Here is a 25,756-nt window from a genome sequence, read left to right as displayed (position 1 = left end):
TCCCCCGCTCCCCGACCCCACCGCTCGACGAAGACGAAGCCGAAAGGACCCCCGCCATGCGCCGACCCCTCGCCGTCACGGCGACCGCCCTCCTGGCCCTGGCCACCGCGACCGCCTGCTCCTCCGAGGGCACCGAAGGCGCCGGTGGCGGGGGCGGCGACCCGGAGAACGCCAAGATCGCGTTCCTGATGCCGGACATCGCCTCCACCCGCTACGAGCTGTACGACAGCCCGCTGTTCGAGGCACGGATGAAGGAGCTGTGCCCCGGCTGCGAGGTCATCTACAACAACGCCCGCGCCGACGCCTCCCGCCAGCAGCAGCAGGCCGACTCGGCGCTCGCGCAGGGCGTGGACGTGATCGTGATCGACCCGGTCGACTCCACGGCCGCCGCCAGCGTCGTCAACACCGCGCGGGCCCAGGGCGTCCCCGTCATCGCCTACGACCGCCCCGTCCTGGAGACCCCGCCCGACTTCTACATCTCCTTCGACAACGAGGCGATCGGCGAGAGCATCGGGGACTCCCTCGTCGCGCACCTGGAGGAGACCGGCGCGCAGGGCGGCCTGCTCCAGGTCAACGGCTCCCCGACGGACGCCGCCGCCGGCCTCATCAAGCAGGGCATCCACAACGCGATCGACGACAGCCGCTTCGAACTGCTCGCCGAGTACGACACCCCCGACTGGGCGCCGGCGGACGCGCAGGAGTGGGTCAGCGGCCAGATCACCCGCTTCGGTGACCGGATAGCCGGCGTCGTCGCCGCCAACGACGGCACCGGCGGCGGCGCGATCGCCGCGTTCAAGGCCGCGGGCGCGGGCGTTCCCCCGGTCACGGGCAACGACTTCGAGGTGGCCGCGGCGCAGCGCGTCGTCGCGGGCGACCAGTACAACACCATCTCCAAGCCGATCAAGATCGTCGCGGAGGCGGCGGCCGAGGTGGCGTACCAGTTCGTCCAGGGCGAGACGCCCGAGAGCGACACGACCCTCTTCGACACGCCCTCGCGCCTCTTCGAGCCCACGGTCGTGACGCTCGACAACATCGCCGAGGTGCTGGCCGAGTCCGAGCAGATCACGCCCGCCGACGTCTGCACCCCCCAGTACGCGGACGCCTGCGCGGCGGCCGGCATCGACGTCGGCTAGGACGTGGCGATGGCAGCCTCCTCATCCTCACCCGTGTTGTCCCTGCGGGGCATCAGCAAGCACTTCGGCGCGGTCGCGGCCCTCACCGAGGTGGACCTCGACGTGTCCGCCGGCGAGGTCCTCGCCCTCGTCGGCGACAACGGCGCGGGCAAGTCCACGCTGGTCAAGGTCCTCGCCGGGGTCCACCGCCCGGACGCCGGCACCGTCACCTTCGACGACCGTCCCGTGACGATCGCGAGCCCGGCCGACGCGCACGCCCTCGGCATCGCCACCGTCTTCCAGGACCTGGCGCTGTGCGAGAACCTCAACATCGTCGAGAACCTCTTCCTCGGCCGGGAGCTGCGCCGGGCGCGGCTGGACGAGGTCGCGATGGAGATCCGCTCCTGGGAGCTGCTGCGGCAGCTGTCGGCGAAGATCCCGTCGGTGCGGGTGCCGGTGGCGGCCCTGTCCGGCGGGCAGCGGCAGACCGTCGCGATCGCCCGCTCGCTGCTGGGCGACCCGCGGGTCATCATCCTCGACGAGCCGACCGCCGCCCTCGGCGTCGCGCAGACGGCGGAGGTGCTCCACCTCATCGAGCGCCTCCGCGACCGTGGGCTCGGCGTGATCATGATCAGCCACAACATGGAGGACGTGCGCGCGGTCGCCGACCGGGTGGCCGTGCTGCGGCTGGGCCGCAACAACGGCGTCTTCGCGACCGCTGACGTCTCCTCCGAGGACATCGTCGCGGCGATCGTCGGGGCCACGGGCACCGCCCTCCCGCGCCGCCCCAACCGCCGGGAGGAGCCCGCCGATGACTGACGCCCGATCCCCGGGGGCGGCTGGGGCCGCCGGAGCCACTGGGGCCGCAGGGGCCACCGGGTCCGCAGGGGCCACCGGGTCCGCAGGGACCCAGAAGGCCGCCGCCGCCACCCCGCTCGACCTGATCGACGAGCGGCTGCGCCAGGGCAGGGGCGCGCGGGCCGCGCTGTCCGCCCTCACCGACCGCGTCCGCTCCGGCGACCTCGGCGCCTTGCCGATCCTCGCCGGCCTCCTCGTGATCTGCGTGGTCTTCCAGTCGCTGAACTCCGTCTTCCTCTCCAGCGCGAACCTGGTGAACCTGCTGATGGAGAGCGTCCCCGTCGGCGTCATCGCGCTCGGCGTGGTCTGCGTGCTGCTGGTGGGGCAGATCGACCTGTCCGTCGGCTCGGTCAGCGGCCTGTCGGCGGCGCTGACCGCCGTCACGTTCGTCGACGCCGGCTGGCCGCTGCCGCTGGCGATCGTCACCGCCATCGGCACCGGCTGCGCCATCGGCTGGGTGTACGCCCAGATGGTGACCCGCCTCGGCGTCCCGAGCTTCGTCGCGACCCTCGCCGGGCTCCTCAGCTTCCTCGGCGTGCAGCTCTACCTCCTCGGGGACACCGGCGCGATCAACATCCCCTACGACTCGCCGCTCGTGGAGTTCGCACAGCTCGCGTTCGTCCCGGCCTGGCTGAGCTACGCGCTGGTCGTCGTCGCCGCCGGCTGGCTCTTCGTCACCGGGCACACGCTGGCGAGGACCCGCCGCGCGGCCGGCCTGTCGGCCCGTTCGACGCGGCTGCTGGTGGCGCGGAGCGTGGCGGTGCTGCTCGGCCTCGGCTTCGCCGCCTGGTACCTGAACCGGGCCCGTGGCTTCGGCTGGATGTTCGTCAGCTTCGTGATCCTGGTGCTGGTGATGCACTACGCGTTCACGCGGACGGCGTGGGGCCGTTCGCTGCTGGCGGTCGGCGGCAACGCGGAGGCGGCCCGTCGCGCCGGCATCAACGTGCGGCGGACGTACGTGTCGGCCTTCGTGCTGTGCTCCTCGCTGGCCGCCCTCGGCGGGCTGCTCTCCGCGTCCCGCCTGGCCGCCGCCAACCAGGCCAGCGGCGCGGGCGACGTGAACCTCAACGCGATCGCGGCGGCGGTCATCGGCGGCACGAGCCTCTTCGGCGGGCGGGGCGGGGCGTTCGCGGCCCTGCTGGGCATCCTGGTGATCCAGTCCATATCCAACGGGCTGACGCTGCTGGACCTGGACTCGTCGTTCCGCTTCATCATCACGGGGCTGGTCCTGGCCCTCGCGGTGGCGCTGGACTCGGCCGCCCGCCGCTCCCGCGCGGCACACGGCCGGGCGTGACGGCACGGTCGACGGCGTGACGGCCGGGGTGGGAGCCCGGGCGCGCCGTCCCCCGGCCACCCCTCCCCTTCCCTACGCTGCGTCACGTGGCGGTACACGACAGCGACGAGCTCGGCGGGGAGCAGGAGCGCCTGCGCGAGCTCACCGAGGCCAAGCGGCGGGTCGAGGGCCTGCTCGGCGCGGTGGTGGCGATCAGCCGCGAGGTCGAACTGCCGTCGCTGCTGCTGCGTATCGTCACCACCGCCATGGACCTCGTCGGCGCCCGCTACGGCGCGCTCGGCGTGCTCGACGAGTCGGGCGAGCAGCTGGAGCAGTTCATCACCGCCGGCCTGTCGGACGAGGAGCGCGCCGCCCTGGCCGGGATCGACTTCCCTCACGGCGCCGGCGTCCTCGGAGAGGTGATCCATGCCGCGGAGCCCATGCGCGTCAACGACATCCGCGCCCACCCGGGATCCGTCGGCTTCCCGCCCGGCCATCCGAGCATGCGGACCCTCCTCGGCGTCGCCATCAGAGTCCGCAGCGAGGTCTACGGCGACCTGTACCTCTCCGAGCGGCATGACGGCCGGCCCTTCGACAGCGAGGACGAGGAGGTCATCGTGGCGCTGGCCGGCGCCGCCGGCATCGCCATCGAGAACGCCCGCCTCTTCGCCCGTGTCCGCGACAGCGCCGAGCTCTTCCAGCGGCTGCTCCTGCCGACCCTGCCCGACCTGACGCCGTTCACCGCCGCCGCCGCGTACCAGCCGGCGGCCGAGCCCGGCCGCCTGGGCGGTGACTGGTACGACGCGATCCTGCTGCCCGACGACGCCGTGGGGATCATCATCGGCGACGTCGTCGGGCACGACCTGAGCGCAGCGGCGGCCATGGCCCAGACCCGCAGCATGATGCGGGCCCTGCTCTTCGAACGACGGGAGCCGCCCAGCGCCGTCCTGGCCCGGCTCGACCACACCCTCCTGACCATCACCGACCTGCCGGTGACCACCGCCTGCCTGGTCCGCATCGAGTCCGGAGTCGACGGGTGGGCGCTGCGGTGGAGCTCCGCCGGCCACGTGCCGCCGCTGCTGGTCACGGCCGACGGCCACGCCGAGTACCTCACCGAGGACCCGGGCCTTCCGCTGGGCGTCGACTCCTCCCTCGACCGGCCCGACCACACCCACGCGTTCCCGCCGGGCGCCACCCTCGTCCTCGTCACCGACGGCCTGGTGGAGAACGCCGCCCACGCGAGCATCGACGACGGCCTGGCCGAGCTCGCCGCCCTCGCCACCGCCCACGTCGATCTCCCGCTGCCCGACCTGGTGGACACCCTGGCCAGCCACCATCCGGGAGACGGACACGACGACATGGCCATCCTCGCCGTCCGGACCCCCACAACGCGACACGGAGGCCCGGCGTAGCATCAACCTGCCCTGTTTTCTTGGTACTTGACGATCAGGAGGAGTCATGGAAGAGGCGTTCGACGAGGTCCTCGACGACGCGTTCGGCGAGGTCGCCGACGCGGCGGAGGACGCGCTGGAGGAGCTGGGCGTCGACGTGGAGCTCGACGGCGACTGACCCGGTCCCACAGGGGTAGCCGACCTCGTTGGCTACCCCTCTTCTCTGACCGTCCTCTTCTGACCGCCCTCTTCTGACCGTTCTCTTCCCACCGTTCTCTTCCGAGCCTTCCTTCCGCCGTTTCACTGGCCGCCGCTTCCCCGGCCGCTCCCTCCCGACCCTCCCGCCTCCCGGCGGCTCACCCCCTCCCACCTGGGCGTACATCCGCCGCACACATCAGCCTCGCCAGACCTCCACGCGACAGGGCCGACCGTCCGGTGACTCATCTCACACAGGGGCGCCACACCGAGTAGAGTCCTCCAGCGCACTCCCGTCGCCAAGATGTTGCCCAGACCGATCAACCAGTGGGCAGATGTGGGAAGTTATGGGTGAATCGTCAGTCCCGTCCGCCATATCCCGCCACCGCGTCGTGCTGTTGGCCACCGTGCCGGCCGGCGTCGTCGCGGTGGTCGCCGTGGCCTCGGCCGCGGTGGTGGCGGGCCGGGGCAGCCTGACGGGCGTCGGTGAGTCCGCCGTCTGGACCGTGGCCGGGTTAGCGGCCCTGGTGACCGTCGCCGTCGTGGGCGCGGCGGGTTTCGCCGCCGTCGTCCACACGCGCGCCGCCGCGCGACGGGAGACACTCCTCACCGAGCTGGGCCGCCTGGCCGCGCGCGGCCAGGCCGACAGCGCGGCGTCGTTGCGGCGCCTGGCGCGCGGCGAGCAGGTGACGTTCCCCCAGGACGTGACCCTCGACATCGACACGGCCGTCGACGCCGCCGGCCCCGCGGCCTCGCGCGACCGCGAACTGCGGCGGCTCACCGAGGAGATCGCCGCCGCCCGCCGCGCGGCCAGGTCCGCGCTGCGGGAGCTGGCGACGGCCGGCGGGGTCTCCCGCCCCCGGGGCGAGGAGGCGCGCGGCGAGGCGGAGCAGGCGCGGTTCGACGTCCTCGACAACCTCGCCCGCCGCCTCCAGTCCCTGGTGCACCGCGAGATCGCGCTCCTGGACGAGCTGGAGAACCAGGTCGAGGACCCCGAACTGCTCAGGGGCCTGTTCCAGGTCGACCACCTGGCGACCCGGGTCCGCCGGTACGCCGAGAACATGGCGGTGCTCGGCGGCGCCGTCGCCCGCCGCCAGTGGACACGGCCCGTCAGCGTCGCCGACGTGCTGCGTTCGGCCGTCTCCGAGATCGAGCAGTACTGGCGGGTCAAGCTGGTCCCGCCCATCGAGGGCACCGTGCGCGGCCACGCCGTCGCCGACGTGGTCCACCTGCTCGCGGAGCTGGCCGAGAACGCCACGACGTACTCCTCGCCGCAGACCCGGGTGCTGCTGAGCGCGCAGCCCGTCACGGCCGGCCTGGCGATCGAGGTCGAGGACCGGGGCCTCGGCATCGCGGCGGCGGACCGGAGCGGGCTGAACGCGCTGCTGGCCTCCACGGCGCGGGCACCGCTCGACGAGCGGCTGTTGGACGGCCGGATCGGACTCTACGTCGTGTCCGTCCTGGCACGGCGCCACGGGCTGAGCGTGGAGCTCAAGGGCAACATCTACGGCGGCACGCAGGCGGTGCTCGTCCTGCCGCACGCGGTGCTGGGTGAGGCGTCGACCACCGGGCGGTCGACCGCCGGGCCGTCCGCCGACGCGCCGTCCGTCGGGCCGTCCGGCCACGCGCCCGCCGACGCCCTCCTCCCCGACCCGCCCGTCGGCCCCGCCCCGGCCCTGGCCCCGGCACGGCCCGCGGTGGAGCCGACGGCAGCGGACGGGCCGACGGACGGGCCGACGGACGGGCCGGCAGGTGAGGCCCCGTCCACCTCCCCCGCCGACTCCCCGCCCCCGCTGCCCAGGCGCCGCCGCCAGGAGCACCTGACGTCCGAGCTGCGGGACGCCCCGGTCACCGGCGACCCCGCGCCGGAGGACGTGGCGCACGACCCGGGGCTGCTGGCCGCGTTCCGCGACGGCTTCCGGCAGGCCGAGGAGGCCCCGAACCACGGCGCGCACGACGCGCGGCAGACGTGAGAAGACGTGAGGCAGACGTGAGTCCGCCCGGCGACAGAGGACACGCGAGCACGGCGGACGTCGACACCTCGGGGAGCCCCAGGCGGAAAGTGAAAACGAAGGAGCGACACACCCATGGCGCGTGAGCCCTCACCGGACCAGCACAAGGACCTGTCCTGGCTGCTCAGCGGCCTGACAGAGCGCGTCCCCCACACCCGCAGCGCGCTGCTGCTGTCCTCCGACGGCCTGGTCAGGGCCGTGCACGGCCTGGAACGGAACGACGCCGAGCACCTCGCCGCGCTGGCCAGCGGGTTCTACTCGCTGGCCCGCAGCGCGGGCAAGCGCTTCGACTCGGGGGGCGACGTCCGACAGATCGTCACCGAGCTCAGCACCTCGCTGCTGTTCGTCGCCGCCGCCGGGCACGGCACGTACCTGGCGGTGATCGCGGGACGGGAGGCGGACGCCTCGGTGCTGGCGTACGAGATGGCGATGCTGATCAAGAGCGTCCGGCCACACCTGGCGACGCCCGACCGGCAGCCCGACCGGCAGCCGCCAGGGTAGCGGGGACGGATGCGGGACCGGGGCGGCGAGCCGTGGCTCGACGAGGCGGCGGGGCAGCTCATCCGTCCGTACGCGGTGAGCGACGGACGGACCAGGCCCTCGACGCCGTTCGACCTGATGGACCTCGTCGTGGCCACCGGCCGGGCCGGGGACACCACGCTGGGGCTGAGTCACGCCCAGGTGCTCGACCTGTGCCGGCGGCCCGTCACCGTGGCGGAGATCGCCGCCCACACGCGGCTGCCGGCGGCGGTGGTCAAGGTGCTGCTGTCCGACCTGGTCGAGCTCGACGCCGTCACCACCCGCGCGTTCGTCCCGGCGCCACAGCAGCACGACATGATCGACATCGGACTACTGAAGGCGGTGCTGGATGGCCTCCGTAAACGACTCTGAGCCGCCGGTGCCCACGCTGCCGACGGCGCTCAAGATCGTGGTCGCGGGTGGCTTCGGCGTGGGCAAGACGACGTTCGTCGGCGCGGTCAGCGAGACGGAGCCGCTCAGCACCGAGGAGCTGCTCACGGAGGTCAGCGCCGCCACCGACCGCCTGGAGGGGGTGGAGGACAAGGCCACCACGACGGTCGCCCTGGACTTCGGCCGCATCACCCTCGACCAGGGGCACATCCTGTACCTCTTCGGGACGCCGGGCCAGGAACGTTTCTGGTTCCTGTGGGACGAGCTGTCGGTCGGGGCCCTCGGCGCGGTCGTCCTCGCCGACACCCGCCGGCTCGACCACTGCTTCGCCGCGGTGGACTTCTTCGAACGCCGGGGCATAGCCTTCCTGGTGGCGGTCAACGAGTTCGACGGGGCCCACCGTTACCGGCCGGACGACGTGCGCGACGCGCTCGACCTGGGCGCCGACGTCCCGGTCGTGGTGTGCGACGCGCGCGTGGCCGGCTCCGGCATCCTGGTCTTGGTGCGCCTGGTGGAACACCTCATCGAGAGTAGGAGATCCCATGACGACGCCGTCCAGCCCCGCTGAGGTCGGCGGCGCCACGGCCGCCGTACTCGCCCACGGCGACGAGGCCGGCATCGCCCTGCGCCACCTGGTGCTGCGTCCCCGGGACGCCGACGGGCCGGCGCGTGCCAGGCGGCTGGCGGAGCTGGGGATCGGCGGCCGCCGGCCCGTCCCCGCGTTCGACGCCGTCTCGCGGGACTTCGCGCTCCGGATGGAGGCGCCCCTGGCCGGCGTCAACCTCATCGACGACCGGGGGCAGTACTTCGCCGGTCTCCACGCCCCGCCGAGCGAGGAGCCCCCGGTCCCCGAGGACGGTGCCGCCCCGCCGCCGGCCGAGTCCGGAGCCGGGCGGGAGGACGGCGCCGACTCCGAGGAGCGGGCGCTGCCCTCGGAGATGGCCTTCTGCCCGCACGTGGTGGCGCGGCGCAGGGCGCTGGTGCTGGAGGACATCCACGACTTCGCGCGCTTCTCGGTGGACCCCGTCGTCGACCTGCTGAACGTCCGGTCCTACCTCGGCGCCCCGCTGATGGACCCCTCGGGCATCGCGCTCGGCACGATCTGGGTCGTCGACCACGAGCCGCGGCGCTGGGGGCGGGAGGGCCTGGCCGTCGTGAAGGAGCTGGCCGCGGAGCTGACCGAGCGCATCCAGAGCGGCGAGTTCCGCGACGACGGGCCGTCAGGGGCCTGAGCACCCGGGGGCAGCGCCGACCCACGGACCGTGACGGAGCGTGAGATCACCGACGTACGTGGGGCCTCGGCACGCCCGCCCGTTCCGACGACGCCGCCATCGCCGCAGGTGGCGCCGCGCGTCAGGCATCCGGGCACGCGCGTGGGGGACGAGCCGGGGGGCGAACGGCGTCACTCCTTGTCACAACGGACGGTTAGGCTCGACGAAGTCGGGTAACGAAACAGTAACGTCCGCCTCACGAGAGGGAGCCACCGCCGGAAGGAGACCATCATGTCCGCCGGGACAGCGATCATCCTGGGTGCCGTCGCAGCCGCCATCGCGGCGCTCGTCCTCCTCCCCACCGTGCTGAAGAGCAGTCGCGCGCTGCGCCGCCGCTTCGGTCCGGAGTTCACACGGGCCGTCAGGCGGCACGAGGGGGATGTCAGGGCCGCCCGCAGGGAGCTGAGCGAGCGGCTGTACCGGTACGGAGACCTGCCGCTGCGGGAGTTGGACCCGGCCGCGCGCCAGCGGTACGAGGTGGAGTGGTCCGAGATACACGCCCGGTGGCCGAGTGCCCCCGCCACGGCCGTTGTCCAGGCCGAGGGGCTGATGTTCCGCCTCGCGAGGGAGCGCGGCATCCCCCACGGCGACGTGGAGCAGACGAGCAACGCCCTGTCCGTGCGGCACGCCGAGCAGCTCGACGGCTTCCGCGAGCTGTGCGCGGCGGCGGACCGGGTGCGCGCGGGTGAGGGGAGGACGTCCGAGCTGCGTGGAGCCCTCGCCGGCGCCCAGGGCCTCTTCGAACAGCTGGTGACCGAGCGGCCCCACCGTCGGACCAGGCCCCGCCGTGTCGTTCCCCGTCGACGGCCCCCGGGCCGACGGCCGGCGCCCCGCCCTCCTCGGACGCGGCACTCCGCCCTCCGCCCGTAGCGCGCCCCCGGTTCGCCACCGCGAGCCGAAGCACCCGCCCGTCGGCTCCGCCACGTTCCGGGCACGAGGCCGAGAGCCGGGACCGAGAACCGACCGCCGAGAACCGACAGCCGAGAGAAGGTTCACGCCATGACCCGGCGACCGCCGAGCGAGCGTGGTCCCCACGCCGCGCGCAGGGGTCGACCCGCGACGGGAGCGCGTACGGCGGAGGTTGAGGCGGGCCCGGCCCCCGCCGCCGCCGGGAGGAGGTCCCGGGGGCGGCCGGCGGAACGCCCCCCGGCGCCGCCGGTGGTGCGCGTGCTCGCGATGCTGCTGGCGTTCGCCGCCATGGTGGCCTTCGCCGTGGTGCTCGCCCGCCTGACCCTGGAGACCTCCACCGCCTCCGAACCGCTGACCCACAACAACCTGCGGCCGGGCGCCTCCATCCGCGAGTACCTGGAGCAGCCGGCCTTCGTCGACACCGTCCGGCAGCTGGGTGGGAACATCCTCCTCGGTGTGCCGTTCGGGGTGCTGCTGCCGGTGCTGGCCCCGCGCGCCCGAGGGCTGCTGCGCGTGGTGGTGCTCACCGCCGTGGTGATGGTCGTGGTCGAGGTGGCGCAGGGGACGGTCATCACCGGCCGGGCCTTCGACATCGACGACGTCATCCTCAACGCCGGTGGCGCCCTCCTCGGGTCCCTCCTCCTGGGCCGCCGCCTCGGCCGTGCGGTCCACCCGCGCCGCCGCCACTTCTGGCACCGCCTCACCCGGCGCGGCCGGCGGGCTGCGTGACCCGCCCGGCGCGCCGGGAGGACCGGAAGGACCGGGAGGACCGGGAAACCCTGCTTCCCCTTGGTGAGCGACGTGGTGAGCGATCACGGACGGAATTCGACGTGCGCCCCTCCGCGCCGGATATCGACACCTGCACCAGAAACAGATTTCGGGACGATGACCGAGACCGTGATCGGAATTCGACGGTCAGACGGTCGGCGGAATTCCCCGTCCTCCACGCGGCACCCTTCGCCGTGTGCCCGCGGAAACGCACGGCGGCCCGGCGCGGGCGCGGGGACGGGCGCTCGGCACCCGTACGAGGCCCGCACCAGCACCTCAGGCCCGCTTCACCAGGCGGGCCACGGCGTGCCCGACCGCCAGGTAGACCACGGCGGCGATCCCGTAGTTGAGCAGGACCCGCCACCAGTCGGGCTCAACGACGAACATGTCGCGCGACCAGCCCGCGAGCCAGTCGGCCGCGTCGTGGACGAGGTCGACGAAGCCGTTCGCGCGATTGGCTTCGAGAACGTACAGCATGATCCAGAGTCCGATGATGCCTGCGACGATGTCGGCCACGACGGCTGTCGCCGCCGCCGCACTCAGTCTCGGAATTCTTGACATGGACATCGTCTTACCGGGAACGAAAGGGATAAACGCCTCCTCCCACCCCCTCCGCTTCCCCCGAGCCGGGGCATGGCGGGGAGTTCTGAAGGACGTTGTCCGCGCTGGAGGTGCCGGAAGCGGACGGCCTGACGCCGTCGATCAGCACGCGGTCGGCACCGTCCGGGCGCAGGGGCCGAGCGCGACGGCCGCCCGGCGTGGGGTGGGGAGCGTCGGGGACCCGTCACGGCGCCGTCGCGCGCCGACGCCTCACGACGACCACCGCTGCCGGCAGCGCCACGCCGAGGAGCACCAGGACGCCGACACCGACGGCCCACCCGCCGCCACCCCCGTCGCCCCCACCGTCCTCGCTGCCCTCACCGCCGGCACCGTTGGCACCGCCGGCACCCGTCTCCCACGCCTCCGCCACCGCGCAGGCGGAGCCGCCCTCCCCCGCCGCCTCGACCACCGCCGTGTCGTTGCCGCTCCTCGGGTCCCTGACGCGCTCGCTGTCGCTCCCCACGGGACCGTTCCAGGCCGAGACGGACACGCAACCGGGCGCGCCGCCCGCACGCGTGACGCGCAGCGTGAACGCGTAGCGGACCTCCTGGCCGACGTCGGCGTGCTGGCGGCAGACGTAGCTGCGACCCTCGTCCTCCGTCTGACAGACCTGGTCGAGCATCTCCGCCTCCGCCTCCGGGTCGTACGGCGCCTCCGTCACCTCGGTGCCGGCCGGTACGACGAACACCGTCCGAATCTCGCCCGTCTCGGCGGGCCCGTTGTTGCGGAAGCCGACGCGGACCCGGTGGCTGCTGCCGACCTCCCCGCCCCGGAACGACGCGCCGATCGCCTCGACGTCGGCCGCGTTGCGCACCGGCACCTCGGCCTCGGCCGGCTCGCGGTCCGGCGTGAACGTCGTCCCCGCGCCGCCCTCGGGGTCCGGCGCGAGGGCGAGCGGTTCGGCGTCGCCCGGGGTGAGCGCGGGGTCGGGGTCGTCGACACAGCACGGGCTCCCGGGGTGGCGCCCGTGGGTGTGGAAGGCCCAGGCCCCGTAGGAGAGACGTTCGTCCAGCGCGTCGTCGCTCGACCTCACCCGCGGGGTCGGCGTCACCCGCAGCGTCTCGCCGGGCGCGATGACGGCGTCGGGGAGGAGGCACTGGACGATGCTGGCGTCGCGCGAGTAACGGCAGTTGGAGTGTCGGGTCGTCGCGGACAGGTCGCCGTCGCCGTCCATGACGAGGACGACGCCACGGGCGGGGACGTCCCCGGTGTTGCGGACGGTCACGGGCACGTCGAGGGCGTCGCCGGCGCGGCTCCCTGCGAGCGTCGCGCCCTCGTTCACCCGCAGCTCCGGCCGCCCGGCGATCACGGTGACACTGCCGCGGACGGCGGGCAGGCCCTCGGGCCTGAGGACGTAGCGCAGCGTGCCCCGGTCGCCGGCCTCCGCGCCCGCCGCCGGGCTGAGCAGGAACTCCTGGCTGTTCAACGCGACGTCGTCGGACTGGAGGGGCAGTTCGCAGCCGAACGACGGCATCCGGGGACGGCAGCCGTCCGCCCCCCGCTCGACGACGGCGACACCCTCGATCCCCGAGGCGTCGACGCTGAGCTCGGCGGGGCGTTGGGGCCCGTCGTACGCGAAGTCCAGGACCAGCCACTCGGGGGTGCTGGCGTACGGCTCCTGCGCACGCAGCGGGACGTGGGCGTACGCCTGGGTCTCGTCGCGCACCTCGCCGTCCGCCGCCCTGGCGTGCCCCGCGCCCGCGACCACCGCCGTCGCGGCGGCCATCGCGACGGCCAGGACGGTGACCAGGACGGAGACCAGGACGGAGACCAGGGCGGAGGCGAACGCGTTCCGGACGACTGCCAGCGCGCCCCGGCGCCCGTGTGAACCTGACATCGCCGCAGTATGTCCCACGGCCAACGCCCCCGTCCCCCTGCCGTCATGGTGCGGTTCCGCGACCCCCCGCGTCCCGCGCGTTCCCCTTCCACGCTCCCCGGAGGCCCGCGGGGCCCGTCAGTGCGGGGGCGGAGGAACGGCGACGCCGTAGCTCAGGTCATGGGCCGTCAGGGAGGAGGGGGTCAGCCGCAGCCACACCGTGCCGCGTTCCGCCGGGTCGTCGCGCAGATAGCGCACGAACCGGGAGTCCCAGCGCGACTCGTCCGCCCCCAGGTACCGCACGAGCTTGCGCCGGCCCCGCGGCACGTCGAACGGCACCAGCTCGGCACGCCCGCGAGCGATGACCTGCCGCACCAGACCCGTCGCGACGTCACACACGTCCACGACGAGCGCCACCCGCGCGTCCGCCTCGACCCGGTGGTACAGCCTGGTCCACGGCCCGGTCAGGACCCAGAACGCCCCGTCCTCCCAGAGGAACCACACCGGCCGCACCGTCGGCCCGTCCGTCGCGACGCGCGCGGTGAGCGGCTGGGCGAGAAAGGCGTCGACGTCGAAGGGAGGAGGAGGGGACACGCCCCTCATCCTTCTACGCCCGCCCGGCGCGGACCAGCGACCTTCGACCTGGGCCTGGGCCTGGGCCTGGGACGTGGCCGGTCTCCACGCCACCGGCCACGCGTAGCCGGCGGCCACGGGGGCACCCGGGAGGCATGGTGTCCGAGTCGCCCGAGGAGGACCCGCGCCTGCCCGTGCTGCGCGCCCAGTGGACCACGCTCACGTTCGTCCACTGGCCGTTCGGGATCGACGAGGTGCGACGCACCCTTCCGGAAGGGCTCGCGGTCGACGCGTTCGAGGGGCGGGCGTGGGTGAGCCTGACGCCGTTCGTCATGGCACACGTCCGGCCACTCGGCCTGCCGCCCGGCCTGCCCGGCCTGCTCACGTTCGCCGAGACGAACCTGCGCACCTACGTCAGGGGGCCCGGTGGACGTGACGGCCTGTGGTTCCTGGACATCGAGGCGGGCAGCCCGACGACGCTGGCGGCGCGCGCCACCGTGGGAGCCCCGTACCACTGGGCCGACCTGGCCGTCACCCTCCACGACGCCGGCGATGCCGGCCGCACGGTGCGCTACAGCGGCGCCCGACGCGGCCGCGGCGGGCCGTCGTACGCCCTCACCGTCCGGCCGGGCGAGCGACTGCGGCCCTCGGAGCGCGACGTCTGGCTGACGGGGAGGTGGCGCGCCTACACCCGCCACCTCGGCGTCCTCTGGGAGGTCCCGGTGTGCCACGAGCCGTGGCCGTTGCGCACCGCGACGCTCGACGGCATCGACGAGACGCTCCTGGAGGCGGTCGGGCTGCCGGCACCCGCCGCGGACCCGGTGGTCCACTACGCGGAGGCCGTTCGCGAGGTACGCATCGGCCCGCCACGCCCTCACCGTCCCCGTTGAAGCCCCGCCGTCCCGTCGTCGCCGTCGTCACACGTTTGGCGTCACGCGTTTGTCGTCACGCGTTCTCGCGCAGCCGAGCCTCGACGTGCCCGTCGGCGATCCGGGCGTCGAACGCCGGCTGGGGCGAGGTCGCCGGGCCCTGCACGTTCCACCCGTCCGTCAGCCGGAACGTGCTGCCGTGCCAGGGACAGCGCACGCAACCGTCGGCGAGTTCGCCCTCCGAGAGCGGCCCCGCCATGTGGCTGCACCGGTCCGCCAGCACGTGGACGGCGTCCCCGTCCTCCCTGACGACCATGACCGGCACGTCGTCCATCCGCCGCCGCACCGCCCGCTCGGGCGGGAAGTCGTCCACGTTCCCGAGGACGTGCCAGCCCGGCGTCACCACGTGGGGGACGTGCTCGGCGTGGTTGGCCCCCGACGCCTGCCGGTAGGCGAGATGGCCGCCGAGCGCTCCGCCCACGGCGACGGCCGACAGCCCGGCCGTCGACAGGGCCTTCCCCACTCCCTGCCGCCCACGGCCGCGGGCGACGAAGGAGCCGGCGAAGAGCGACACCGCCGCGAGGTTCGACACGGCGTGGACCAGTCCGACGCGCCGCTGCTCCCGGTGCAGCTCGGCCCAGTCCGTCCAGCCCGCCACGGCGGCGGGCACGGCGGTCGCGACGCCCAGCCCGATCAGCTCCCGCTGCCCACGCGGCTGCCCGGGCAACAGGTCCAGCACCGCCGCCGACAGCCAGGTGCCCACCGGCACCTGCACCATCAGGGGGTGCGCGGGGTGCCCGATCCACCGACCGTGCAGCACATCCCGGGCGGGGCCGAGCGGCGCCGCCCGCACGGCGGCCCGAAGGGCGCCGATCAGCCGGTCGGCACCCGACCACCCCTCCAGGCGGTCGACCGCCGACACCACACGTTCGGGCCCTCCCCGCACGGCCCGGGCCCCCCTGCGCGTCCGCTGCGAAACACTCATGCCGCGCGAGTAGCCCACCACACCCCCACCGAAACGCGGCCCCGACCGCACGGCCACGCGACCGCCACCTGGGACACACGCCGCGTGTGGGGTGGTCGTACCTCCGCGTCGTGGAGAGTGAGGAAACCCCCGAGGCCCCGCCGCCGGCCGGCGCACGGAACCGGACGCAGATGCCAGAACACCCCGGAGCATGATCGCTCCGGGGTGTTCTCCGTTGTGCCCCAGGCAGGATTCGAACCTGCGACACCCGCTTTAGGAGAGCGGTGCTCTATCCCCTGAGCTACTGAGGCTTCGCGCACAGCATAGCGGGCCGAGCGGGACTGGATCAGCGGGCGGGAGGGACGGGGAGGCGAGGGGGTGCTCCCGTCATGGAACGGGCCGGGTCGGGAGGGAGGCTCGCGCCGCGATGAGTTCCGGTGGGGTCGCGGGTCTGTACCGGTGACCACCACGCGGGCGCCGCGACGGCGCCCGGTACGAGGACACCTCGGAGGACACCATGACCACCACACCGGACGAGCCGGCCACCGCGTCGACCGGTCGCCCGCCCGTCGTCGACCTGGCCACCTGGCAGGCCGCCCGTGACGAGCTCCTGGTCCGCGAGAAGGCCCACACCCGCGAGGGCGACGCCATCGCCGCGGCGCGCCGCCGGCTGCCGATGGTGGAGTTCGACGGGACGGTGGAGGTCGTCGGTCCCGACGGCCCGGTGCCGTTCCTGGAGCTGTTCCAGGGCCGCGACGAGCTCGTCGTCTACAAGCACATGTGGTACGACGGCGCCCCGCCCCAGGGGCAGTGCGAGGGCTGCACCACCACGGCCTGGCACCTGAGGGACGCCGTCTATCTCAACGCGCGCGGCGTCTCGTTCGCCGTCGTGACCACCGGCCGGTGGGAGGAGGTGGCGCCGTACGTCGCGTTCATGGGCTACACCCAGCCCTGGTACTCCGTGCGCGACGTGGAGGGGCCGGTCGGCGGCGACATGGGGTACCTCACCTCCTACCTGCGCGACGGCGACCGCGTGTTCCTCACCTACTCCACGACGGGCCGGGGCAACGAGCCGGCCAACGGGACCTTCGCCCTGCTCGACATGACGCCCTACGGCCGCGGCGAGGCGTGGGAGGACAAGCCCGAGGGCTGGCCCGAAGGGAACGAGCCCTGCTGGTACTGGCGCTCGGACGCGGACGGGAACGCCACGTGGGGGCCGACCAGTCGGCCCGTGCCGCAGTGGACCCGCCCCGGCGCGACGCCCGTGGAGACCCTCGGCCGGCACGGCCACTGCCACTGACGCGCCGCCGTGGACGCGACGCGCGGGCCCTCGGTCAGGCGGGCCCTCGATCGCGCGACGACGCGGCCCTTCCGGCGATCCGCGAGGCCACGACCTGGGCCGCCGGCCCAGGTCGTGGGCGTGCCCTCACGCCGCCGCGAGGCGGCGGGTGGCGAGTTCGGCGTAGAGGGCGGCGCCGTCCGGCAGGACGGACTCGTCGAAGGCCGCGAGGGGTGAGTGGTTGCTCGGGGCCGTCTCCGGGTCGCGGTCGGGGAGGGTGGCGCCGAGGAAGAGCATCGCGCCCGGCACCTCGTCGATGACGCGGGAGAAGTCCTCCGCGCCGAGGATCGGGTTCTCCATCGGAACGTACCGCTCCTCGCCGAAGGTCTCGCGCACCGCGTCGGCGGCGAAGGCCGCCTCGCCCACGTCGTTGACCGTCACCGGGTACTGCTCGGTGAAACGGGCCTCGACCGTCAGGCCGTGCGCCGCCGCGACGCCCTCGCAGACCGCGACGAGGCCCTCGCGCAGCCGGGCGAGGTTCGCGGTCGAGAAGCTGCGAACGGTGGCGGCGAAGCGCGCGGTGTCGGGAATGATGTTGGTCGCCGTCCCGGCGTGGAAGCGGCCGACCGTGAGAACGACCGGGTCGAAGACGTCGAAGCTGCGGGTGATCCAGGTTTGGAGCGCGGTGACCATCTCGCAGGCGGCCGGGATCGGGTCGCGGGACTTGTGCGGCTGCGAACCGTGGCCGCCGGCCCCGCGCACCGTGACGTCCAGGACGCTGGAGGCCGCCAACTGCGGCCCGCCGCGCGCCGCGAGGACGCCCGCGTGGTACATGCCGGAGGTGACGTGCAGCGCGTACGCGGCCACCGGGCGGCGGTCGGGCCCGGCCGCGTCGAGCACACCCTCGGCGAGCATGTGGCCCGCGCCGTCGTACCCCTCCTCCCCCGGCTGGAACATGAAGATCACGTCGCCGGCGAGCCGTTCGCGGTGGGCGGCCAGCAGGCGGGCGGCGCCGACCAGCATCGTGGTGTGCAGGTCGTGGCCGCAGGCGTGCATGCGTTCGGTGCCGGCGGGGGCGGCGAACGGCAGGCCGGTGCGTTCGGTCAGCGGCAACGCGTCCATGTCGCCGCGCAGCAGCACGCACCGCGCCCCACGCCCTTCGCCTCCTTCGCCCCCTTCCCCCGAGCCCGAGCCGGAGCCGGAGCCCGACGCGCCGCCGCGCAGCACCGCCGTGACGGAGCTGAGGCCACGGCCGGTGGTGATCTCCAACGGCAGCCCGTCGAGGGCGGCGAGCACCGTCTCCTGGGTGCGGGGGAGGTCGAGGCCGACCTCGGGGACCGCGTGCAGGGCGCGGCGCAGCCGTATCAGCTCGTCGGTCTGGGAGGCGGCGTCGTCACGCAGGCTGGTGGGGCTGAAGGTCATGGTCCTGGTGCTCCCTCGTCAGGCTGGTCGCGCGTCGGGTTGGTCGCGCGGGTCGCGCTCGTCGGGCCGTGGGGGCCGGTCGGGCCCGTTCGCCCGGCGTCGTCGGTCGGGCCGGTCACGTCGGTCGGGCCGGTCACGTCGGTCGCGCCGGTCACGCCGGTCGCGCCCGTCGGGTCGGTCACGGATGGCGGGTGTCAGGATCGTAGCGTTACCGGCCGGTTCGGTGGAGGCTCTGCCGGCGCTGTCGCTGACCCGGATCAACAGCGCGACCAGCAGGAAGTTCGCCACCGTCGAGGAGCCGCCCTGGGCGAGGAACGGCAGCGCCTTCCCGGTGAGGGGGATGAGTCCGGTGACGCCACCGGCCACGACGAAGACCTGGAGCGCGAGGACCACCGACAGCCCGGCCGCCAGCAGCTTGCCGAAGGGGTCGGTCGTGCGGAGGGCGGCGGACAGGCCGCGCTGCATCAGCAGCACGTAGAGCATCAGCACGAGGGTCACGCCGGCCAGGCCGAGTTCCTCGCCGACGGTGGCGAGGATGAAGTCGCTGCGCCCGGCGAAGCCGACGAGGTACGAGTGGCCCTCGCCGAGGCCCGTGCCGGTCAGCCCGCCGGAGCCGAAGCTGAAGAGGGCCTGCGCCGACTGGTCGGAGACCAGGCCGTCGGGGCGCTGCTCGGGCGGCAGGTAGATCGCCATGGGGTCCAGCCAGGCCTGGACCCGGCCCTTGACGTGCGGCTGCGTGGCGGCGACGACGGCGGCGCCGAGGGCGAACATCAGCACGCCGAGCAGCGCCCAGCTGGTGCGGTGGGTCGCGATGAAGAGCATCCCGACGAAGACGCCGAAGAAGATCAGCGAGGTGCCGAGGTCGCGTTCGTAGAAGAGGACGACGAGGCTGACCGCCCACACCAGCAGCACCGGTCCCGCGTTCCGCCCGCGGGGCAGGGCCAGGCCGAGGAAGCGGCGGCCGGAGAGGGCGAGGGCGTCGCGGTTGGCCATGAGGTAGCTCGCGAAGAACACGACGATCATGACCTTGACGAACTCGCCCGGCTGCACCGACATCCCACCCACGGTGATCCAGCGCTTCGCGCCGTACTGGTCGGCGCCGAAGAGGGCGGGCGCCATCAGCAGGAGCATCGCGACGGCCATGCCGAGGTAGGTGTAGCGCTGGAGCACGCGGTGGTGGCGCAGCGCCAGGAGGGTGGTGACGAGCAGCACGACGCCGATGACGGTCCACATGACCTGGTCGGGGGCGACGGGCTCGGAGCCGTAGTGCAGGGCGTAGTCGTGGTCGAGCCGGTCCATGAGCACGAGGCCGAGCCCGGTGAGCAGCACGGTGACGGGCAGGATCAACGGGTCGGCGTGGCGGGCGACGCGGCGGACCACGAGGTGCGCGGCGAGGGCGAGGGCGGACAGGCCGCCGGCGTACGCGGGCAGGCCGCTGGGGACGCGTTCCTCCCGGGCGAGGCCGACCGAGGCGTGACCGAAGGTGACGATCAGCAGGGCGAGAACGATCAGGGCCAGCTCGGTGTTGCGGCGGCGTGAGATCCAGGCGCGCACGTCGGTGGGGAGTCGGCCGCCGGCCGCGCTGAGCACGCTGCGGGCCTCCCGGCCGTCCCGGCCGAATCTTCCGTCCCGGCCGCCGTGACCGTCCCGGCCGAGTCTGCCGCTCGGGCCGCCCCCGTCGCCTCCGAGGCCTCTCGGCCCAGCACCCCTGGCCATCGTGTCCCCGCGCCCCTGTCCCTCGCCCGCCCTCCCGCCGGACGGCAACCTACCAAGAGGGTGGGGGCGCACGGCAGGTCGCGGGCGCGGGCCAGAGCGTGGGGAGGACGCGGGAGTACGCGAGGGTGTGGCGGGCGTTCGCAGGGGAGGGCTGCGTACCCGCGAGTCGGGTGGGTACCCGGATCGCGACCCGTTGTACGACGAAGCCGAGCGCGCGAGGCGCAACTATCGGCGCCTGTCGTTCGTCTTCACGGATGTGGGGAGGGAGGACCCGGGCATGTGCGAGCGGGCAGGATACCGCACCGCCAGAAAAAGATGCGCTGCTTGGGAATTCTGTCCCGATTCCCATCGTTAGATCGTTACGGACTCGGGAGGCGAGGGAGCATCCCGATCCAGGGTCCTGAAGTTCGATCATTCGCAAGGGAGCACGTATGGCAACCCGTGCCGTCGCCCGGCGTCCCGACATGGACGACCGTGTCGGAGTGACGGGCAGTGTTCGTTCCACCACAGGCAGCAGCGCGGAGCGGGACGCCACCGAGCGTGACCTCGTCGGGATGTACCTCGACGAGATAGCCCGCACCCCGTTGCTCGACGCGGAGGAGGAGGTGCGGCTGTCTCTGGCGATCGAGGCGGGGTTGTACGCGGAGCGGATTCTCGCGGGCGAGGAGCAGCCGGCGGAGGGCAGCGCCGGGGCCTCGGCCACGCGCGAGGAGCTTGAGACGCTGGTGGCCGCGGGAGAGCGAGCCAAGGACGTCTTCATCCGCTCGAACCTGCGCCTGGTCGTCGCGGTGGCTCGCCGGTATCCGCGCAGCGGTCTGCCCCTGCTGGACCTGATCCAGGAGGGGAACGCCGGCCTGGTCCGCGCCGTCGAGAAGTTCGACTACTCCAAGGGGTTCAAGTTCTCCACGTACGCGACGTGGTGGATCCGGCAGGCCATCACGCGGTCGATCGCCGACCAGTCGCGCACGATCCGCCTGCCCGTCCACCTCGTGGAGGAGCTGGGCCGGATACGACGCGTGCAGCGCGAGTTCAACCGCGAGCACGGCCGTGAGCCGGAGCCGAGGGAGATCGCCGACGAGCTGGGTTCCTCGCCCGAGCGGATCCAGGACGTGCTGGACTGGGCGCGTGACCCCGTCAGCCTGAACATGTCGGTGGACGACGAGGGCGAGACGCAGTTCGGGGACCTGCTGGAGGACACCTCGGCGGCCACGCCGGAGCAGTCGGTGCTGGTGATGATGCGGCGCGAGGGCCTTGAGGACCTCATCAGCCGCCTGGACCACCGCACCGCGTCCATCATCCGCGCGCGGTACGGCATCGAGGACGGCCGCGAGCGGACGCTGACCGAGGTCGGCAAGCAGCACGGCCTGACCCGGGAGCGGATCCGGCAGATCGAGAAGCACGCACTGCTGGAGCTGAAGCGGATGGCCAGCGACTCCGGCTTCGACGCCGCGGCGTAACGCCGCCGCGGGGGGAAGGCCGAAGGCGCGGGGGGCCGGGGCACGCGGGCGGAGCGCCCGCCTGGTGGCCCCGGTCGTAGCCCCTCGTGGCTTCGTCGGCCACCGCGTCGGCTACTTCGCGTCGGCCACCGCGTGGGCCACCCCCATCACCTCGTCGCAGCGCTCCGCTGCTGACCACACATGGCGAACGGCCGGGCCGAGCCCGGCCGTTCGCCATGTCAGGGGCTGCCATCTGTCAGTCTGTGACACACGACACACCCCGCCGCGAAATATGTGGGGACGGCGTCCCCGTTTAACGGTTCGGACGGTCGCGGCCCACCGAACGCCGGCACGGACCCCGGTCGTCCACCGCACCGACTGACGACCCCTCAGGGAGACCGCCGTGACCGTCGCCGCGAGCCCGGCCATCGCCGCACCGGCACCGACGCCGAGGCTGCGCGCGGACGCCGTCCGCAACCGGGAGCGCATCCTCGCCGCCGCGCGGGACGCGTTCGTGGAGCACGGCGCGGAGGTCGCCCTGGACGAAATCGCTCGACGCGCCGGGGTCGGCAATGCCACCCTGTACCGGCACTTCCCGGACCGCAGCTCGCTGCTGTTCCACGTGCTGCTCTATGTCAACCGGCGGATCATGGAGCGAACCGAAACCCTGCTGGAGGAAGACCGTGATCCTTTCGAGGCCCTCAGTGAAGCACTGCTGAGCAGTTCGGAGGAGCGCGTCGGCGCGCTCTGCATGCTGATCCTCGACTCCGGCATCGACACCGAGCACCCCGAGCTCGTGGCGGCCCGCGAGCGGGCGTTCGAGCTCACGGGACGGCTCGTGGAACGGGCACGGCGATCGGGCCAGCTGCGCGGGGACATCGGCACCGCCGACCTCCTCGTCGCGGTCTCCCGGCTGACGCGCCCGCTGCCCGGCGACGGGAGCGCGTGCCCGACGACGATGGCCCGGCGCCACCTCCAGGTCTTCCTCGACGGCCTGCGGGCACCGGCCCGGTCCGAACTGCCCGGCTCGGCGCTGGAGATGGCCGAGCTCAGAGCCGACCTACGCCAGCCCAGGCCGGAGCCCGGGCCCGAGGCACAGGCCGGCCCGGACTCCCGGCACCCGGCCAGGCCACGGCCCGGGGGCCCGTCCCCGCGCCGGGGGCAGGCCGAGCACCGCGCCCAGGCCGAGCACCGCGCCCAGGCCGAGACGCGTACGAGACATCCGGAAAGGCCCCGGCCTCAAGGGAGAGGCACCACGGCCTGACGTCGAAGCCCGACGGCGCTCGCGCGGGCGGCACGCGCCGCCCCCTGTGCCGGCGCCGCCACCCGACCGCGAGCCACCGACACCGGACCCCGGCCTCCGCTGATCCGCGAAGCCGCCGATCCACGACCGGGATCCGAGACCGAAACCACCCGATCCGACACCCGATCCGGAACCGGCGGGGCACCCTGCGCTGATTTTTCGGCGCCCCGCCGGTCTACCGGAGACCAACGCGTCACCCCTGACCCGTTCGATCCCTCGCAACGTAAGGTAGCCAACTTCATGCCACCTCAATCCGACTCGAGCCAGACTCGCGCCGGGGCTGATCCCCGGCGGTGGCAGGCCCTGATCTTCATCGCCCTGGCGCAGCTGATGGTCGTGCTCGACGGCACGATCGTGAACATCGCGCTTCCCTCGGCCCAGCTCGACCTCGGAATATCCGACGGCAACCGGCAGTGGGTCATCACGGCCTACGCCCTCGCCTTCGGTGGTCTGCTGCTCTTCGGCGGCCGGGTGGCCGACCTGTGGGGCCGCCGCCGGGCCTTCGTCATCGGCCTGATCGGTTTCGCCGCGGCCTCCGCGCTCGGTGGTGCCGCCCAGGGTGAACTGATGCTCTTCGCGGCCCGCGCCCTCCAGGGCGTGTTCGGCGCGCTGCTCGCCCCGGCGGCGCTCTCGCTCCTCTCGATCCTCTTCACGGACGCCAAGGAGCGCGCCAAGGCGTTCGGCGTCTTCGGTGCCATCGCGGGTGCCGGCGCGGCCGTGGGTCTGCTGCTGGGTGGCGCGCTCACCGAGTACCTGGACTGGCGCTGGACGTTCTACGTCAACATCCCGTTCGCGGCCGTCGCCGCCATCGGCGCCATCGCGGTGATCCGCGAGCCCGTGGAGTCCCGCAACCGCTCGACCCTCGACGTGCCGGGCGTCATCCTCGGCTCGCTGGGCCTGGTCGCGCTGGTCTACGGCTTCGCACGCGCCGAGCACGAGGAGTGGACCGAGTCCGTCACGGTCGCGATGTTCGTCCTCTCGGCGGTGCTGCTGGCGGCCTTCGTGATCGTCGAGTCGCGGGTGAAGTCGCCGCTGCTGCCGCTGCGCGTCATCACCGACCGCAACCGGGGCGGGGCGTACCTCTCGCTGGGCCTCGCGGTCATCGCGATGTTCGGCCTCTTCCTCTTCCTCACCTTCTACCTCCAGGTCGTGCGCGGATACTCGCCGATCAAGACCGGCTTCGCCTTCATGCCGATGGTGATCGCCATGGTCATCGGCTCCACCCAGATCGGCGCCAAGCTGGTGACGCGGGTGCCCCCGCGGTACCTGATGGCGCCCGGCCTGGCCGTCGGCGCGCTCGGCATGCTGCTGCTGACCCAGCTCAGCCTGGACACCTCCTACTGGGGCGTGGTCGTTCCCGCGCAGGTGCTGCTCGGCCTCGGCCTGGGCACGGCGTTCATGCCCGGCATGAGCCTGGCCATCGACCGGGTCAAGCCCACGGACGCGGGCGTCGCCTCGGCGATGGTCAACGTCTCGCAGCAGGTGGGTGGCGCGATCGGCACGGCGCTGCTGAACACGATCGCGGCCAGCGCGACCGCCTCGTACCTCACGGCGCACGCGTCGGACGCCACCGGCGAGGGCGGCCAGACGGTGCTCCAGTACGAGGCGATGGTGCACGGCTACAACGAGGCGATCTGGTGGGGCTTCGCCATCGTGATGGCCGCCGCCGTGATCGCGTTCGTGCTGCTCAGCGGCCGGCGTAGCGAGAGCGACGCGGCAGCGGCGGGCGGCGAGGGCACGGACGGCGAGCTCGGCAAGTCGGCCGACGCCGTGCCGGTCATGGTGCACTGAGCGCCCGCTCGCCCGGCACCTCCCGCGGCAGGACCCCCACGGCATCCACGCCGTGGGGGCCCTGCCGTTGCTGTCGGGGCGCGGCTCGCGGCTCGCGGCTCGCGGCTCGCGGCTGCCGGACGGTGGGTGGGTGGTGAGCCGGCACCGGTCGGGCGGCGCCGGTCGCGCGGCGCCGGTCAGCCGTACACGTCCCGGTAGGAGGGGAGGACCCCGCCGGGGGTGTCGACCGTCTCCGCGGCGAGGACGGCCCTGACCACCGCGCGGGTCACGACCTCGGCCGCCGCCGCCAGCAGCTCGTTGAAGAACGCCACCGCCTCGACGGGCGGCAGGGACGCCGGGCCGGTGCCCGTACCGGCAGCGGTGCCCGTGCCGGTGGAGAGGGCGAAGACCGTGTCGCCGTCGGTCATCAGGTGCACGGGACGCACCGCGCGCGCCAGCCCGTCGTGGCCGGTGCCCGCCATGCGCTGCGCCTGCGGCCGCGTGAGCACCGCGTCGGTGGCCACCACCGCCAGGGTGGTGTTCAACGGGGCGCGCGTCGCGCCCGCGGCACGGGCGTGCGTCTCCCGCCGGGCGGCCTCAAGGCGCCGGCCCGCCTCGGCCAGCGCGCCCGCCGCCGGGCGGGTCGCGGGGTCGCCGTGGAGCGCTCCGGTGGCCGGGTCGACGGGCGAGCCGGCCGCGTTGACGACCGTCAGGGCCGCGACCGTGACGCCCGAGGGCAGGACGGCACTGGCCGTGCCGACGCCGCCCTTCAGCCCGCCCGCCTTCGCGCCCGTGCCCGCGCCGACGTTGCCCTCGGCGACCGGCGCGCCGGGCCCGGAGCGGGCCGCTTCCGCCACGGCCGCCCGACCCATGGCCGCGTCCGGCCTGGCCCGCCAGTCCCCGCCCCGGCCGAGGTCGAAGAGGACGGCGGCCGGGACGATCGGCACCACCCGGGACGGGTCGGGGCCGATCAGGAAACCGCGGCCCTGTTCCTCCAGCCAGGCGACGACGCCGCCCGCCGCGTCCAGACCGAACGCGCTGCCGCCCGTCAGCAGCACCGCGTCGACGCGCTCCACCAGGTTCCGCGGGTCGAGCACGTCCGTCTCCCGCGTGCCGGGGCCGCCGCCGCGCACGTCCACGGCGGCGACGGCGCCGCCGTCCGGGGCGAGGACCACGGTGCACCCGGTCAGCCAGCCGTCGCCGACCCGCTGCGCGTGGCCCACCCGCAGCCCCGCCACGTCCGTCAGCGCGTCGGCGGGGCCTGTCGCGGGGCGGACGGGGCCGTTACTCTCCTCACGCATGGGCTCATG

Annotated in this window: 22 protein-coding genes, 1 tRNA gene and 1 pseudogene; 16 read left to right on the top strand and 8 right to left on the bottom strand. The window is 73.8% G+C overall.

The annotated features are described in order from the left end of the window. The first annotated feature begins 56 nt into the window (after positions 1-56). From ACTWP5_RS21210 to ACTWP5_RS21160, 11 genes are all read left to right on the top strand, one after another. A complete protein-coding gene (locus ACTWP5_RS21210; protein ID WP_443222624.1) occupies positions 57-1,133 on the top strand; it encodes a substrate-binding domain-containing protein in 1,077 nt (358 codons plus the stop codon). 9 nt (positions 1,134-1,142) lie between these two features. Then, positions 1,143-1,931, top strand: a complete 789-nt coding sequence (locus tag ACTWP5_RS21205) for an ATP-binding cassette domain-containing protein (protein WP_443222623.1) — start codon at positions 1,143-1,145, stop codon at positions 1,929-1,931. Continuing rightward, the gene (locus ACTWP5_RS21200) at positions 1,924-3,264 is read left to right on the top strand and encodes a sugar ABC transporter permease (protein WP_443222622.1); all 1,341 of its coding nucleotides are present in this window, start codon (positions 1,924-1,926) and stop codon (positions 3,262-3,264) included. The genes ACTWP5_RS21205 and ACTWP5_RS21200 overlap by 8 nt, the downstream gene beginning before the upstream one ends. Before the next feature lie 77 nt (positions 3,265-3,341). Beyond that, entirely contained in the window at positions 3,342-4,655 is a 1,314-nt protein-coding gene (locus ACTWP5_RS21195) for a PP2C family protein-serine/threonine phosphatase (RefSeq protein WP_443222687.1), read from the top strand. A 521-nt stretch (positions 4,656-5,176) separates the two neighbouring features. Continuing rightward, on the top strand, positions 5,177-6,802 hold the full coding sequence (locus tag ACTWP5_RS21190; RefSeq protein WP_443222621.1) for a sensor histidine kinase: 1,626 nt from the start codon (positions 5,177-5,179) through the stop codon (positions 6,800-6,802). A 114-nt stretch (positions 6,803-6,916) separates the two neighbouring features. Then, complete coding sequence (locus tag ACTWP5_RS21185; protein WP_443222620.1) at positions 6,917-7,342, top strand: roadblock/LC7 domain-containing protein; 426 nt, start codon at positions 6,917-6,919, stop codon at positions 7,340-7,342. Positions 7,343-7,351: 9 nt separating this feature from the next. Beyond that, on the top strand, positions 7,352-7,732 hold the full coding sequence (locus ACTWP5_RS21180; RefSeq protein WP_443222619.1) for a DUF742 domain-containing protein: 381 nt from the start codon (positions 7,352-7,354) through the stop codon (positions 7,730-7,732). Further along, entirely contained in the window at positions 7,710-8,318 is a 609-nt protein-coding gene (locus tag ACTWP5_RS21175) for a GTP-binding protein (RefSeq protein ID WP_443222618.1), read from the top strand. Before ACTWP5_RS21180 ends, ACTWP5_RS21175 begins: the two co-directional genes overlap by 23 nt. Next, positions 8,293-8,982 carry a GAF domain-containing protein gene (locus ACTWP5_RS21170; RefSeq protein ID WP_443222617.1) on the top strand — a complete coding sequence of 230 codons (690 nt, stop codon included), beginning with the start codon at positions 8,293-8,295 and terminating at the stop codon, positions 8,980-8,982. The genes ACTWP5_RS21175 and ACTWP5_RS21170 overlap by 26 nt, the downstream gene beginning before the upstream one ends. Before the next feature lie 270 nt (positions 8,983-9,252). Then, on the top strand, positions 9,253-9,891 hold the full coding sequence (locus tag ACTWP5_RS21165) for a hypothetical protein (RefSeq protein WP_443222616.1): 639 nt from the start codon (positions 9,253-9,255) through the stop codon (positions 9,889-9,891). A 129-nt stretch (positions 9,892-10,020) separates the two neighbouring features. Next, a complete protein-coding gene (locus ACTWP5_RS21160; RefSeq protein WP_443222615.1) occupies positions 10,021-10,659 on the top strand; it encodes a VanZ family protein in 639 nt (212 codons plus the stop codon). Positions 10,660-10,974: 315 nt separating this feature from the next. On the opposite strand, the gene ACTWP5_RS21155 is transcribed toward ACTWP5_RS21160, so the two are convergent. The 3 genes from ACTWP5_RS21155 to ACTWP5_RS21145 all read right to left on the bottom strand — a co-directional run bounded on the left by ACTWP5_RS21155 (position 10,975) and on the right by ACTWP5_RS21145 (position 13,708). Beyond that, positions 10,975-11,265, bottom strand: coding sequence for a hypothetical protein (locus tag ACTWP5_RS21155; RefSeq protein ID WP_443222614.1), 291 nt, complete (start codon positions 11,263-11,265; stop codon positions 10,975-10,977). Between the two features lie 217 nt (positions 11,266-11,482). After that, positions 11,483-13,135, bottom strand: a complete 1,653-nt coding sequence (locus tag ACTWP5_RS21150) for a hypothetical protein (protein ID WP_443222613.1) — start codon at positions 13,133-13,135, stop codon at positions 11,483-11,485. A 117-nt stretch (positions 13,136-13,252) separates the two neighbouring features. Further along, positions 13,253-13,708 (bottom strand): pyridoxamine 5'-phosphate oxidase family protein, encoded by a 456-nt coding sequence (locus ACTWP5_RS21145; RefSeq protein ID WP_443222612.1) that lies wholly within the window; start codon positions 13,706-13,708, stop codon positions 13,253-13,255. Positions 13,709-13,842: 134 nt separating this feature from the next. Between ACTWP5_RS21145 and ACTWP5_RS21140 the strand changes: the two genes are divergently transcribed. Beyond that, the gene (locus ACTWP5_RS21140; RefSeq protein ID WP_443222611.1) at positions 13,843-14,577 is read left to right on the top strand and encodes a YqjF family protein; all 735 of its coding nucleotides are present in this window, start codon (positions 13,843-13,845) and stop codon (positions 14,575-14,577) included. A gap of 55 nt (positions 14,578-14,632) precedes the next feature. On the opposite strand, the gene ACTWP5_RS21135 is transcribed toward ACTWP5_RS21140, so the two are convergent. Both ACTWP5_RS21135 and ACTWP5_RS21130 read right to left on the bottom strand, forming a co-directional pair. After that, positions 14,633-15,541 carry a Rieske 2Fe-2S domain-containing protein gene (locus tag ACTWP5_RS21135; RefSeq protein WP_443222610.1) on the bottom strand — a complete coding sequence of 303 codons (909 nt, stop codon included), beginning with the start codon at positions 15,539-15,541 and terminating at the stop codon, positions 14,633-14,635. A gap of 217 nt (positions 15,542-15,758) precedes the next feature. Next, positions 15,759-15,831 (bottom strand) — tRNA-Arg (locus tag ACTWP5_RS21130). A 206-nt stretch (positions 15,832-16,037) separates the two neighbouring features. Between ACTWP5_RS21130 and ACTWP5_RS21125 the strand changes: the two genes are divergently transcribed. Continuing rightward, positions 16,038-16,820 (top strand): DUF899 domain-containing protein, encoded by a 783-nt coding sequence (locus tag ACTWP5_RS21125; protein ID WP_443222609.1) that lies wholly within the window; start codon positions 16,038-16,040, stop codon positions 16,818-16,820. Positions 16,821-16,946: 126 nt separating this feature from the next. On the opposite strand, the gene ACTWP5_RS21120 is transcribed toward ACTWP5_RS21125, so the two are convergent. Then, positions 16,947-18,221: a M20 metallopeptidase family protein gene (locus tag ACTWP5_RS21120; protein WP_443222608.1), complete on the bottom strand. Its 1,275-nt coding sequence runs from the start codon at positions 18,219-18,221 to the stop codon at positions 16,947-16,949. 18 nt (positions 18,222-18,239) lie between these two features. Further along, positions 18,240-19,811 (bottom strand): FtsW/RodA/SpoVE family cell cycle protein, encoded by a 1,572-nt coding sequence (locus ACTWP5_RS21115; RefSeq protein ID WP_443222607.1) that lies wholly within the window; start codon positions 19,809-19,811, stop codon positions 18,240-18,242. Between the two features lie 662 nt (positions 19,812-20,473). Here ACTWP5_RS21115 and ACTWP5_RS21110 point away from each other — a divergent pair. The 3 genes and pseudogenes from ACTWP5_RS21110 to ACTWP5_RS21100 form a co-directional block, all read left to right on the top strand. Then, positions 20,474-21,394, top strand: a pseudogene (locus ACTWP5_RS21110) (sigma-70 family RNA polymerase sigma factor); the annotation flags it as partial. 382 nt (positions 21,395-21,776) lie between these two features. Next, the gene (locus tag ACTWP5_RS21105) at positions 21,777-22,637 is read left to right on the top strand and encodes a TetR/AcrR family transcriptional regulator (protein ID WP_443222606.1); all 861 of its coding nucleotides are present in this window, start codon (positions 21,777-21,779) and stop codon (positions 22,635-22,637) included. Between the two features lie 279 nt (positions 22,638-22,916). Next, entirely contained in the window at positions 22,917-24,467 is a 1,551-nt protein-coding gene (locus ACTWP5_RS21100; RefSeq protein WP_443222605.1) for an MFS transporter, read from the top strand. A gap of 176 nt (positions 24,468-24,643) precedes the next feature. On the opposite strand, the gene ACTWP5_RS21095 is transcribed toward ACTWP5_RS21100, so the two are convergent. After that, positions 24,644-25,747, bottom strand: coding sequence for a P1 family peptidase (locus tag ACTWP5_RS21095; protein WP_443222604.1), 1,104 nt, complete (start codon positions 25,745-25,747; stop codon positions 24,644-24,646). Between the last annotated feature and the right edge of the window lie 9 nt (positions 25,748-25,756).

The sequence above is a fragment of the Streptomyces sp. 4N509B genome, from assembly GCF_052245655.1.
Classification (GTDB): Bacteria; Actinomycetota; Actinomycetes; order Streptomycetales; family Streptomycetaceae; genus Streptomyces.
This window is presented reverse-complemented; position numbering and strand designations above follow the sequence as displayed.

Coding starts and splice junctions, on each gene's coding strand:
- ACTWP5_RS21210 (WP_443222624.1), top strand. CDS start 57: ATGCGCCGACCCCTCGCCGTCACGGCGACCGCCCTCCTGGCCCTGGCC.
- ACTWP5_RS21205 (WP_443222623.1), top strand. CDS start 1,143: ATGGCAGCCTCCTCATCCTCACCCGTGTTGTCCCTGCGGGGCATCAGC.
- ACTWP5_RS21200 (WP_443222622.1), top strand. CDS start 1,924: ATGACTGACGCCCGATCCCCGGGGGCGGCTGGGGCCGCCGGAGCCACT.
- ACTWP5_RS21190 (WP_443222621.1), top strand. CDS start 5,177: ATGGGTGAATCGTCAGTCCCGTCCGCCATATCCCGCCACCGCGTCGTG.
- ACTWP5_RS21185 (WP_443222620.1), top strand. CDS start 6,917: ATGGCGCGTGAGCCCTCACCGGACCAGCACAAGGACCTGTCCTGGCTG.
- ACTWP5_RS21180 (WP_443222619.1), top strand. CDS start 7,352: ATGCGGGACCGGGGCGGCGAGCCGTGGCTCGACGAGGCGGCGGGGCAG.
- ACTWP5_RS21175 (WP_443222618.1), top strand. CDS start 7,710: ATGGCCTCCGTAAACGACTCTGAGCCGCCGGTGCCCACGCTGCCGACG.
- ACTWP5_RS21170 (WP_443222617.1), top strand. CDS start 8,293: ATGACGACGCCGTCCAGCCCCGCTGAGGTCGGCGGCGCCACGGCCGCC.
- ACTWP5_RS21165 (WP_443222616.1), top strand. CDS start 9,253: ATGTCCGCCGGGACAGCGATCATCCTGGGTGCCGTCGCAGCCGCCATC.
- ACTWP5_RS21160 (WP_443222615.1), top strand. CDS start 10,021: ATGACCCGGCGACCGCCGAGCGAGCGTGGTCCCCACGCCGCGCGCAGG.
- ACTWP5_RS21155 (WP_443222614.1), bottom strand. CDS start 11,265: ATGTCCATGTCAAGAATTCCGAGACTGAGTGCGGCGGCGGCGACAGCC.
- ACTWP5_RS21150 (WP_443222613.1), bottom strand. CDS start 13,135: ATGTCAGGTTCACACGGGCGCCGGGGCGCGCTGGCAGTCGTCCGGAAC.
- ACTWP5_RS21140 (WP_443222611.1), top strand. CDS start 13,843: ATGGTGTCCGAGTCGCCCGAGGAGGACCCGCGCCTGCCCGTGCTGCGC.
- ACTWP5_RS21135 (WP_443222610.1), bottom strand. CDS start 15,541: ATGAGTGTTTCGCAGCGGACGCGCAGGGGGGCCCGGGCCGTGCGGGGA.
- ACTWP5_RS21125 (WP_443222609.1), top strand. CDS start 16,038: ATGACCACCACACCGGACGAGCCGGCCACCGCGTCGACCGGTCGCCCG.
- ACTWP5_RS21120 (WP_443222608.1), bottom strand. CDS start 18,221: ATGACCTTCAGCCCCACCAGCCTGCGTGACGACGCCGCCTCCCAGACC.
- ACTWP5_RS21100 (WP_443222605.1), top strand. CDS start 22,917: ATGCCACCTCAATCCGACTCGAGCCAGACTCGCGCCGGGGCTGATCCC.
- ACTWP5_RS21095 (WP_443222604.1), bottom strand. CDS start 25,747: ATGCGTGAGGAGAGTAACGGCCCCGTCCGCCCCGCGACAGGCCCCGCC.